The organism is Aeromonas sp. R3-1 (assembly GCF_040908345.1).
In the GTDB taxonomy this organism is placed as follows: domain Bacteria; phylum Pseudomonadota; class Gammaproteobacteria; order Enterobacterales; family Aeromonadaceae; genus Aeromonas; species Aeromonas veronii.
On sequence record NZ_JBFODN010000007.1, the window covers coordinates 33,582 to 43,310 of the forward strand.

Annotated in this window: 12 protein-coding genes; 8 read left to right on the forward strand and 4 right to left on the reverse strand. The window is 60.9% G+C overall.

All coding sequences use genetic code 11. From position 1 onward, the window contains the following. Positions 1-57 precede the first annotated feature (57 nt). The 6 genes from AB5Y85_RS00440 (at position 58) to AB5Y85_RS00465 (ending at position 4,908) form a co-directional block, all read left to right on the forward strand. Entirely contained in the window at positions 58-234 is a 177-nt protein-coding gene (locus tag AB5Y85_RS00440; RefSeq protein ID WP_257686519.1) for a lipoprotein, read from the forward strand. A gap of 32 nt (positions 235-266) precedes the next feature. Next, complete coding sequence (gene lysA / locus AB5Y85_RS00445; RefSeq protein WP_075112955.1) at positions 267-1,517, forward strand: diaminopimelate decarboxylase; 1,251 nt, start codon at positions 267-269, stop codon at positions 1,515-1,517. A 75-nt stretch (positions 1,518-1,592) separates the two neighbouring features. Then, a complete protein-coding gene (dapF, locus tag AB5Y85_RS00450) occupies positions 1,593-2,423 on the forward strand; it encodes a diaminopimelate epimerase (RefSeq protein ID WP_307772240.1) in 831 nt (276 codons plus the stop codon). Between the two features lie 91 nt (positions 2,424-2,514). Next, positions 2,515-3,195 carry a DUF484 family protein gene (locus tag AB5Y85_RS00455; RefSeq protein WP_005336370.1) on the forward strand — a complete coding sequence of 227 codons (681 nt, stop codon included), beginning with the start codon at positions 2,515-2,517 and terminating at the stop codon, positions 3,193-3,195. Then, positions 3,188-4,165, forward strand: coding sequence for a tyrosine recombinase XerC (gene xerC, locus AB5Y85_RS00460; protein WP_234922494.1), 978 nt, complete (start codon positions 3,188-3,190; stop codon positions 4,163-4,165). The genes AB5Y85_RS00455 and xerC overlap by 8 nt, the downstream gene beginning before the upstream one ends. A 32-nt stretch (positions 4,166-4,197) precedes the next feature. Then, positions 4,198-4,908, forward strand: coding sequence for an HAD-IA family hydrolase (locus tag AB5Y85_RS00465; protein ID WP_257686520.1), 711 nt, complete (start codon positions 4,198-4,200; stop codon positions 4,906-4,908). A 76-nt stretch (positions 4,909-4,984) separates the two neighbouring features. Here the strand turns inward: AB5Y85_RS00465 and AB5Y85_RS00470 are convergent, their stop codons facing one another. Then, complete coding sequence (locus tag AB5Y85_RS00470) at positions 4,985-5,383, reverse strand: STY0301 family protein (protein WP_227272890.1); 399 nt, start codon at positions 5,381-5,383, stop codon at positions 4,985-4,987. A gap of 45 nt (positions 5,384-5,428) precedes the next feature. Then, positions 5,429-6,955 carry a cyclic nucleotide-binding domain-containing protein gene (locus tag AB5Y85_RS00475; RefSeq protein ID WP_257686521.1) on the reverse strand — a complete coding sequence of 509 codons (1,527 nt, stop codon included), beginning with the start codon at positions 6,953-6,955 and terminating at the stop codon, positions 5,429-5,431. A gap of 145 nt (positions 6,956-7,100) precedes the next feature. On the opposite strand from AB5Y85_RS00475, the gene AB5Y85_RS00480 reads away from it, so the two are divergent. Continuing rightward, entirely contained in the window at positions 7,101-7,484 is a 384-nt protein-coding gene (locus tag AB5Y85_RS00480) for a hypothetical protein (protein WP_041236100.1), read from the forward strand. Between the two features lie 12 nt (positions 7,485-7,496). Here AB5Y85_RS00480 and AB5Y85_RS00485 read toward each other — a convergent pair whose 3' ends face one another. Together AB5Y85_RS00485 and yjgA are read right to left on the reverse strand one after the other, a co-directional pair. Beyond that, a complete protein-coding gene (locus tag AB5Y85_RS00485) occupies positions 7,497-8,279 on the reverse strand; it encodes a gamma-glutamyl-gamma-aminobutyrate hydrolase family protein (protein ID WP_257686522.1) in 783 nt (260 codons plus the stop codon). 396 nt (positions 8,280-8,675) lie between these two features. Then, the gene (gene yjgA / locus AB5Y85_RS00490; protein WP_005336359.1) at positions 8,676-9,200 is read right to left on the reverse strand and encodes a ribosome biogenesis factor YjgA; all 525 of its coding nucleotides are present in this window, start codon (positions 9,198-9,200) and stop codon (positions 8,676-8,678) included. 114 nt (positions 9,201-9,314) lie between these two features. On the opposite strand from yjgA, the gene AB5Y85_RS00495 reads away from it, so the two are divergent. Then, positions 9,315-9,729: PmbA/TldA family metallopeptidase (locus AB5Y85_RS00495; protein WP_368221047.1), on the forward strand; the 415-nt coding region annotated here is incomplete at its 3' end.

Here is a 9,729-nt window from a genome sequence, read left to right on the forward strand (position 1 = left end):
TTTTAACAATGTGAGTGCGATTATAGAGGGCCAAAAATTTTTTCGCAGCGAACCATTATGATCACCCAGTTCACCAAGTGTCTGCTTGCCACTCTTCTGTCCCTCGGGTTGGCCGCGTGCGGTCTGAAGGGGCCGCTCTATATGCCGCCCCCCGAGCAGCCACAGAGCCAGAGTACACAGCAAGCAGCACCGCCTGCGACCACTGAGGCTGCCACCGAGGCCGCGCCGCACTAATGCCGCACCCATTCTAGGAAGGAACCGCCCCCTTGGATCACTTTAACTACGACGCCGACGGCCAGCTTCAGGCCGAGCAAACCTCGCTGCAACAGCTTGCCGAGCAGTACGGTACCCCGCTTTACGTCTACTCCCGTGCGACCCTCGAGCGCCACTGGCACGCCTTCGACAAGGCCGCTGGCGATATTCCCCATCTGATCTGCTACGCGGTGAAGGCCAACTCCAACCTGGCGCTGCTCAACCTGCTGGCCCGTCTGGGCTCGGGGTTTGACATCGTCTCCGGTGGCGAGCTGTCGCGGGTACTGGCGGCGGGCGGTGATCCGGGCAAAGTGGTCTTCTCTGGGGTCGCCAAGAGTGAAGCCGAGATGCGCCTCGCGCTGGATAAAGAGATCCTCTGTTTCAATCTGGAGTCGGAAGCAGAGCTGGAGCGCCTCAATCGGGTGGCGGGCAGCATGGGCAAGAAGGCTCGCGTCTCGGTTCGGGTCAATCCGGATATCGATGCCGGTACTCACCCCTATATCTCCACTGGCCTCAAGCAGAACAAGTTCGGCATTCCCATCGAGCTGGCGCCCGCCATCTATCGCAAGGCGGCCGCGATGGCGAACATCGAGATCGTCGGGGTGGATTGCCATATCGGCTCGCAACTCACTGAATTGAATCCCTTTATGGAAGCGGCTGACAAGTTGCTGCGGCTGATCGATGGTCTGGCGGCGGAAGGCATTCATATCCATCATCTGGACGTGGGGGGCGGCCTTGGGGTCAACTATGGTTCCGAGCAGCCACCCCATCCGACCGAGTATGCCGAAGCGCTGAAGCAGAAGCTGGCGGGCCGGGATCTGACCCTGCTGTTCGAGCCGGGCCGTGCCATCGTCGCCAATGCCGGCGTGCTGCTGACCCGGGTCGAGTACCTGAAACCGGGCGAAACCCGCAACTTCGCGCTGATCGATGCCGGTATGAACGACATGTTGCGCCCCTCGCTCTACGGCGCCTGGATGAACATCATCGAGGTGGATAGCCGTGCCGGTCATGCTCCCGCGCTCTATGACGTGGTGGGCCCGGTGTGCGAGACCGGCGACTTCCTCGGCAAGGAGCGCACTCTGGCCATTGCCGAGGGTTCCCTGCTGGCAGTGCGCTCGGCCGGTGCCTACGGCTTTACCATGTCATCCAACTACAACACCCGTCCGCGCGCAGCCGAAGTGCTGGTGGATGGTGCCGAAGCACACCTGATCCGCGAGCGTGAGCAGTTGGCCGATCTCTGGCGCGGTGAGCACCTGCTGCCCTGATGGCGCAGTCTGGGACAATGATTTCATAACGGTTGACGGTGAGTTTTTACAGCCCTAACAGCACAGGAATGCACGATGTTGATAGATTTTTCCAAGATGCATGGCTTGGGCAACGACTTCATGGTGGTGGATGGCGTCACCCAGAAGGTATTTTTCAGCAATGACGTCATCAAGAAGCTGGCAGATCGCCACTTCGGGATCGGCTTTGACCAGCTGCTGCTGGTGGAGCCGCCCTATGACCCTGAACTCGACTTTCACTATCGCATTTTCAATGCTGATGGCAGCGAGGTGGAACAGTGCGGCAACGGCGCCCGCTGTTTTGCCCGTTTCGTGCGTATCAAGGGGCTGATCAACCGGGATCGCATCGCGGTCAGTACCGCCCGGGGTCGCATCGTGTTGCAGCTGGAGGGGGAGAATCAGGTCACGGTCAACATGGGTGTTCCCCAGTTTGAGCCGGGCAAGATCCCGTTCCGGGCCCAGAAGGCAGAGAAAACCTATCTGCTGCGGGCGCAGGAGCATACCGTGATGTGTGGCGTGGTCTCCATGGGCAATCCCCACTGCGTCATCGAGGTGCCTTCGGTCGCCGATGCACCGGTCGAGACGCTCGGTGCCATCATGGAGCGCCACGAGCGTTTTCCCGAGCGGGTCAACGTCGGCTTCATGGAGATGGTCAATGCCACCGAGATCAAACTGCGTGTATTCGAGCGGGGCTGTGGCGAGACCCTGGCCTGCGGCACCGGTGCCTGTGCGGCGGCGGTGATTGGCATCAGTCAGGGCAAGCTCAAGGAGCGGGTCACCGTCAGCCTGCCGGGCGGCAAGCTGACCATCGCCTGGAAGGGGCCGGGCCAGCCGGTCTATATGACAGGTCCCGCCGAGCATGTGTTTGACGGCCAGATAGAGGTTTAGCCGATAAAGGTTCAGGTACGGGGGGCGTTGGCCCCCTTTGCCCATGATGTCGGGGCAGCGAGCCCCATTTCTCTGATGGATCAACCAATTTATGAGCGAACTCAAACGGCAGGAGCAATCGGTGGATGAAGCCACTGTGCTGGAGTACCTGGCCCGTTATCCCGAGTTTTTCCAACGTCATGCCGCCGTGCTGGACCGGATCCGCATTCCCCATGAACGCAAAGGGTCGGTCTCGCTGGTCGAGCGCCAGCTGGAGCGTCAGCGCGAGCGGATCGAACAGCTGGAGCAGGAGATCACCGAATTGATGGGGATCGCCAGCGAGAACGAGCGGATCTTTCGGGTCTATGCCGATCTCTACGGCGAGCTGTACGGTTGCCAGACCCTGTTCGAGGTGAGTGCCGTGATGGGCAAGGCCTTTGTCCAGCGGCTGCGCCTGACCGGGCTGCGGCTCTGGCTCAATCCCAAGAAGTTTGCCCTGAGCGGGCCAGAGCAGCGTTTTCTGGCGCAGGGCAAGCAGCTTGAATCCCTGCTGGGTCAGCGTCTGCCGGGGCAGGATTACTACTTTGGCCGCCTGAGCCAGAGCGAGAAGCAGGCACTGTTTGGCCACGATGTGCTGGTCAACTCGGTGGCCCTGATGCGGCTCGGCGATCTCGGCGTGCTGGCCTTCGCCAGCTCGGATCCCGGCCACTTTACTCCCCACAACGACACCCTGCTGCTGGGCCAACTGGGGCGCCTGCTGCAACTGCGTCTGCCCGAGTTGACTCATGGCTAGAACACCGGCCAGGGTTCCCGCCAAAGCTCCCGTCGTCGCACCGCCACTGCCTGCGGCACTGGCGGACGAGCTGGCGGCCTTTATCGAATACCTGAGGGTCGAGCGTCAGCTCAGCCCTCATACCCGCAATAACTATCAAGCCCATCTGGAGGCGATGACCGCCGAGCTGGTGGCCCTCGGGCTCACTGACTGGGGTCGGCTCGAGGCGAGTCAGGTGCGCACTCTGGTGACCCGGATGCACAAGGGGGGCCTTGCTCCTCGTTCCCTTTCCACCAAGGTTTCTGCCCTGCGCAGCTTTTGCGACTGGCAGGTGCGGCAGGGGCGGCTGACCGCCAATCCGGCCCGTGGCATCGTCACCCCCAAACAGGGGCGGCCGCTGCCGAAAAACCTCGATGTGGACGAGATGCACCAACTGCTCAACATCACCGACGAGCAGGATCCGCTGGCGGTGCGGGATCGCGCCATCATGGAGCTGATGTACTCTTCAGGGCTGCGTCTGGCCGAGCTGGTGGGGATCAATCTGGTGGATCTGAAGCTCGACGACCGTCAGCTCAAGGTGACTGGCAAGGGCTCGCGGGAGCGGGTGCTGCCCATCGGCCGGATGGCGGTCGAGTGGTTGCAGAAGTGGCTCAAGGTGCGCCCGCTGCTGGCCGGGGACGAGAGCGAGGCGCTGTTTGTCTCCAGCCGCAAGCAGCGGCTGTCGGCCCGTTCGGTGCAAGCCCGCCTCGATGGCTGGGGCAATAAGCAAGCGCTCAACGCCCACGTCCATCCCCACAAGCTGCGCCACAGCTTCGCCACCCATATGCTGGAGTCCTCCGGCGATCTGCGGGCAGTGCAGGAGCTGCTGGGTCATGCCGACCTCTCTACCACCCAGATCTATACCCACCTCGACTTCCAGCATCTGGCCAAGGTTTACGACAGCGCCCACCCCAGGGCCAAGCGTGACCCGGATGCGCAGGACGATGAATAACGGGCCATGAGCCCCGTTGCAGAGGAGAGTCCATGCACTTCTATCGCCGCTGGCAGCCGGTTGCTGCCATCTCGTTTGACCTCGATGACACCCTCTATGACAACGGCCCCGCCATCGTGCGCGCCGAGCAGTGGATGCTGAGCCATCTGCGCAGCGAGTATCTGGCCACCGCCATGCTCGACAAGCCGCGCTGGCTGGAGTTAAAACGCGCCGTGTTGCTGGCCAACCCCGAGTTGCGCCACGATGTCAGCCTGGCGCGTCAGCAGACCATCCGTACCGCCATGGTCGAGGGGGGGATGGCCGACCAGCAGGCCAGCCGCGAGGCGGAGCAGGTGTTTGCTGCGTTTCTGGCAGAGCGCTCGAAGATCGAGGTGAGAGAGTCCACTCATCAGCTGCTGGCCAGACTGGCCGAACGCTATCCGCTGGTGGTGATCACCAACGGCAATCTGGATTTGGTGCAGGCAGGGCTTGAGCCCTATTTCACTCTGGTCTGCAAGGCAGGGATGAATGCCAGAATGAAGCCTGCCCCTGATATGTTTGAGCAGACCCGCAGTGCCCTCAAGCTGCCTGCGGAGCGGATCCTCCATGTGGGGGATCATCCCGAGACGGATGTACTGGGGGCTCGCCTCCACGGCTTTCGCGCCGCCTGGCTCAACGAGCGGCAACAACCGTGGCAACAGTTGCAATTGTTGCCGGACGTGGAGCTGACGGCTCTGGAGGATCTGGCCGAGCTGCTGCTCTGATGGCGCTGGCGGGTGGCCCGGCTCAGGCGGTAATGGCTGTCAGCGAATAGCGATATATGGCAAGGGGTTACGCCCGCTATTTGCGACAAACCAGCCCGAGCAGGGTGTAGCGGTCGCGCTGGTTGACGCGGCAGTAACTGATGCCGACGGGCAGCGCCTGCTGCAGGGTGATGGCGCTGTTCTGATAGCGGCAGACCAGATAGAGCGGGCGCAGGCTGCTATCGAGCTGGCTCCAGTAGTGGATCTCGTCGCTGTCGCCATTATCCGGTTTGAGTTGGGCCAGTTCGGCAGGATCTCCGTCGAACAGGGCCAGATTATCGAGCCGGTGGCTGAGGGTTTCGTCCGGTTTGCCATCGTCATTGCGGGTGAACGCCTGCCAGCCCTGCTGCGGGGTCAGCAGCTGCTGGTGAGTCTCGATGGTGGCGGGACAATCAAATTGCAGGCTGGCGGCAAGGGCCAGGGTTGTCAGTAACATGGCTGCTGTTCTCTCTTCACGTCCTCAATACGATGCCATGCTACGTCATCTTCCACCGAACAGCTTCATCAGTTTATCAAGCAGATCAAGCTGTTGTGGTGGCTGTTTCATGGCTTCCGCCTCCCGCTCCAGCAACGCCCGCTGTTCCTGCTGGCGGTCGCTCAGCACCCGGTAGAGGGGCTCGACCAGCGTCTCGCGCTGCATCACCAGCTCCTGAAACATTGCCTGATTGATGCGATAGGTTTCGACGGTGGCCACCGCCCGCACCGTGAAGGAGCTGGGCTCCCCGGTGAGCAGGCTCAGTTCGCCAAAAAAGTCTCCCGCGTTGAGCGTACCAAGCTTCAGTTCTCGCCCTTCGACATTGACCACCATCTCGGCTTCCCCTTTGACCAGTACGAACAGCCAGCTGGAGACATCCCCCTGCTCCAGCATGATGTCGCCGCTGACGAAGGGGGCGAACTTCACCTGATCGGCCAGCTGGAGCAGCTCGTTCTCCTGCAACATGGCAAACAGCGGCAGCTTGCGCAGGGTATCGGTTCGTTCGGCGGTGTGGCGCTTGTGGCGGGCATCCAGATGCTGCTTCTCCTTGGCCATAAAAACGTTGAAGATCGGCGGGGTGAGGCGGCGATCGTTGCGGCGCAGGGCGGCATCGATCAGGCTGCGTACCATGGAGTCGGTCGGATCGTCGCGAGCCAGGTCAGTGAGCCAGTAGCGCACCGCATAGCGGGCAATCCCTCCTTCGACGTTCATCAGCAGGCAGTCCGGTTGCGGGTGCTTGGCGACGCAGGGGAGCTTGGTCTCCCGCAGGGATTTCTCGATCAGCGCGATGATCTGGGTCGGCAAGGTATCCAGGGTCAGATCGAACCAGACCCAGCGCCGCCACTGCAAGGGTTCGCCACGACGGCGCCCGAGCACGGTGAAGCGCTGTTTGAGCAGGTGGCTGTTGGGGATGACGACTGTCTCCCAGTTGCGGGTCTCGATGGTGGTGGCACGCCAGTTGATCTCCACCACCCGGCCCTGGGTGGTGTCGACTTGCAGCCAGTCACCGATAGCGATGGAGTTGTCGAGCTGAATGGAGACCCCGGCCAGCAGGTTGCCCAGGGTGTCCTGCATGGCGAAGGCGATGACCGCAGTGATCACCGCCGAGGTGGTGACTATCTCCCCGAGCGCCATGCCGGAGGCGTAGAGGCGAAACAGACCCCAGCCGATATAGCCGATGGTGATGACGATATCGGCGATGATCCGCGGGATCCGCACATGGCAGAGGGGGAGCAGAAACTCGAACAGCAGGATCCCCCATATCTTGACCAGTATCAGGCCGGCCAGCAGGGTGGAGATCTCGATCAGCAATTGATGGGGCAGCGGCAGTTTGAACCAGCCCCCTTCCAGCTGGATCAGCAGGATCACCACCGCGCTTATCATCACGAAACTGAGCTTGGAGAGCAGCTCCCGTCGCTGTCCCGGACGGCGCCAGAAGTGGATCAGCATCAGGGAGAGGGTGAGCAGGGTCCAGAACGGGTGTTCGCCAATCCAGATCAGCGTCGGTAGCGCGGTGAGGTTTTCGCCAGCCATAGCAGCACCTTATTGTGGTTTTATTTCCAGCATAGCTGCTGCGGCGCGGGGAAATGGTGCGTTGGGGCGGCAATTTATTTATCCTGTGCAGAACCGGGCAAAGGAGTGCGATTGAGTGAAATTTTCAAAGAAAATCATCTGTTTGATGGCCCTGTTGCCATTGGTTGGCTGCGACCTGCTGGCCGAGAAGTATCGGGTCGAATTCCGGGATGGCTCCTGGCGTGAAATAGCCATTACCCCCTTCTCCAGCGAGGCGCGCTGGCGTGAGGGGTGTGCCACCGGCGAGGTGCTGAGCGACATGAAGGTTCCCATCAAGCGGGGTGATACGGTCAATGGCCGCGAGCAGTTGCTGATCGGCGGCGAGAAGTTCGAGCTGGATGACAACAACCTCTACCGCAGCAACGGCATGGTGTTTGGTCATTCGCCTGACCATATCCAGCGCGGGCTCAAGGGGATGGATATCTGCCGCACCTTGCGCCCCGAGCGGGGTGGACTGCCCAAGCTCAAGGCGCGCGGGTTTGGCGACTGAATCGATGAGGGGTTAACTCGCTGCCATCAATGCACTGCGTTGGCGGCAGGCATCGCCAAAGGCTTGAAAGATCTTGATGGAGTGGGGGTTTTCATTGGCTTTCCACTCCGGATGCCACTGCACCGCCAGCAAAAAGGGTGACAGTGCGGGAGCATGAAGTGCCTCTATCAGCCCATCTTCGGCGTGGGCCAACGGCTCCAGACCCTTCCCCAACCGGTTGATGCCCTGCCCATGCAGGGAGTTGACCGGAATCTGTTCTTCCCCCATCAGCTTGGCAAACCAGCTGCCGGGCAGCAGTTTGATCTGATGGCTCGGCCCATACTGCTCGTCGACCGGATCGTCGGCATCCTCCCGGTGATCGTCATAACCCGGCTCGTTATAGACCTTCTGATGGATGTCTCCCCCCAGCGCCACGTTGATCTCCTGCATTCCGCGGCAGATACCGAGGATCGGCAAGCCACGGGCGAGCGCCCCCTTGATGAGGGGCAGATCGAACAGATCGCGATCCCTGTCCTGCTGTTTTTCCGGGGTGAGGTTCTCCTGACCGTAGAGGGCCGGATCGATGTTGGAACCGGCGCCGCTCAGATAGACCCCATCGGCGAGATCCAGATACTGCTCCAGATCGGCGGTGCCGCAGCAGGTGGGTACCAGCAGCGGGACGCAGCCGCTTATCTCCACCAGCGGCATGATGTATTTGTGGGTCATCACCTGATAGGCGTGGCCGTTGCGGGGCTGGGCGCCCATGGTCATCAGCACGACAGGTTTACGGGTGGCGGGAGGCTGGGGATTTGGCATAGGGCACCTTAATTATCCTTGGCGTTGAAGTCTCATCCTGCGCCTTGGGCAGGCCCTTGCAAACCGGCAGGGCAAGGGCATGCCTCAAGGCATGGTCATGGGATCCCGCGTCGGGCCGGGTGACAGAATCGTTGGTCAGCCTGGGCAGCGACGGCATGGATCCTCTCTTCAGTCTGCCAAGGCCGTTCAATATGTCAAACAAAATGATGCCAAGTTGTTAACGGATTTGTCTTTAACTGCTCTGAAGCTGCGATTTAACGGGGCTGTTGAGATGGGCCGTTATGGTTGGGGTAGCGAAGTGGTGGATATATTAAACGTGCAGGGATGGCGGGGGATGTGGAGAGGAAAAGGCATCAATAGAAACACGCCTCCGCGAGGGGAGGCGTGTTTCGGGGATCACAGCAGGTCTTCGATCTCGCCGCGCAGATACTGGTACATCTCGCGGTAGGCGACCGGCGGCTTGTTCAGCTCCCGCTCCTTGTTGGCGGAGCGGATCAGCTGGCGCAGCTTCTGGCGATCCAGCTCGTGGAACTGGGACATCAGCTCGTTGAGGGCGCTGTCACCTTCGGTGATCAGGCGCTCGCGCCACTGCTCCAGGCGATGCAGGCGTGCATTCACGGTGGAGTGACGGTTCTTGATGATGGAGAGTGCTTCGGCAATCGGCTCGATATCGCGGCTGCGCATCAGGCGGCCGATGAACTGCAGATGGCGACGGAAGGACTCATCCTTCTTCGGCTTGAGTTTGCGACCCAGCTCGACAGCTTCTGCAAGCTCTTCATCCAACGGGATTTTTTCCAGCTCGCTGTGGCTGAGGGAGACGATCTCTTCCCCCATTTTCTGCAATGCTTCGGCATCGCGCTTGAGCTGGCTCTTGCTGGGGCCCCAGTCTTCGAACTCGTTGTCGTCTTGATATTGACTCATCGGTCTCTTGATTCCTGTCATTCACGTTTGGCGGATATGTTACCAGCTTCTCCCGCTGGACGCAGGGGTCTGATATGCTTACCCCCCTTTCCTTCTTTCATACAGATGTGAGTTATGGATCAGCAAGACCAAATCCGCCAGGATCAAGCCCATCTCGAGGCCGTGGTTGCCGAAGCCCTGGAGATAGCCAAAGGACTGGGCGCCTCGCTGGCCGAAGTCTCCATCAGCAAGCAGACCGGGTTGTCGGTGAACACCCGGGGTTGTGAACTGGAAAGCATTGAATTCAATAAAGATGGCGCCCTCGGCATCGCCGTCTATCGCGATGGTTGCAAGGGATCTTCCTCGACCACCGATCTGAGCAAACCCGCCATTCGTGCCGCCGTTGAAGCGGCCATCGAGATTGCCCGCCACACTTCTGCGGATGATTGCGCTGGTCTGGCGGACGCCGAGCTGCTGGCTTGGGATGCCCCCGACCTGCAACTGTGCCACCAAATCGAACTGGATCCCCAGCGCGGGATCGAATTGGCCA

What these genes read in the sequence shown, in the direction of transcription:
- AB5Y85_RS00440 (WP_257686519.1), top strand. Translation starts at nt 58, where the DNA reads ATGATCACCCAGTTCACCAAGTGTCTGCTTGCCACTCTTCTGTCCCTC.
- dapF (WP_307772240.1), top strand. Translation starts at nt 1,593, where the DNA reads ATGTTGATAGATTTTTCCAAGATGCATGGCTTGGGCAACGACTTCATG.
- AB5Y85_RS00455 (WP_005336370.1), top strand. Translation starts at nt 2,515, where the DNA reads ATGAGCGAACTCAAACGGCAGGAGCAATCGGTGGATGAAGCCACTGTG.
- xerC (WP_234922494.1), top strand. Translation starts at nt 3,188, where the DNA reads ATGGCTAGAACACCGGCCAGGGTTCCCGCCAAAGCTCCCGTCGTCGCA.
- AB5Y85_RS00465 (WP_257686520.1), top strand. Translation starts at nt 4,198, where the DNA reads ATGCACTTCTATCGCCGCTGGCAGCCGGTTGCTGCCATCTCGTTTGAC.
- AB5Y85_RS00470 (WP_227272890.1), bottom strand. Translation starts at nt 5,383, where the DNA reads ATGTTACTGACAACCCTGGCCCTTGCCGCCAGCCTGCAATTTGATTGT.
- AB5Y85_RS00475 (WP_257686521.1), bottom strand. Translation starts at nt 6,955, where the DNA reads ATGGCTGGCGAAAACCTCACCGCGCTACCGACGCTGATCTGGATTGGC.
- AB5Y85_RS00480 (WP_041236100.1), top strand. Translation starts at nt 7,101, where the DNA reads ATGGCCCTGTTGCCATTGGTTGGCTGCGACCTGCTGGCCGAGAAGTAT.
- AB5Y85_RS00485 (WP_257686522.1), bottom strand. Translation starts at nt 8,279, where the DNA reads ATGCCAAATCCCCAGCCTCCCGCCACCCGTAAACCTGTCGTGCTGATG.
- yjgA (WP_005336359.1), bottom strand. Translation starts at nt 9,200, where the DNA reads ATGAGTCAATATCAAGACGACAACGAGTTCGAAGACTGGGGCCCCAGC.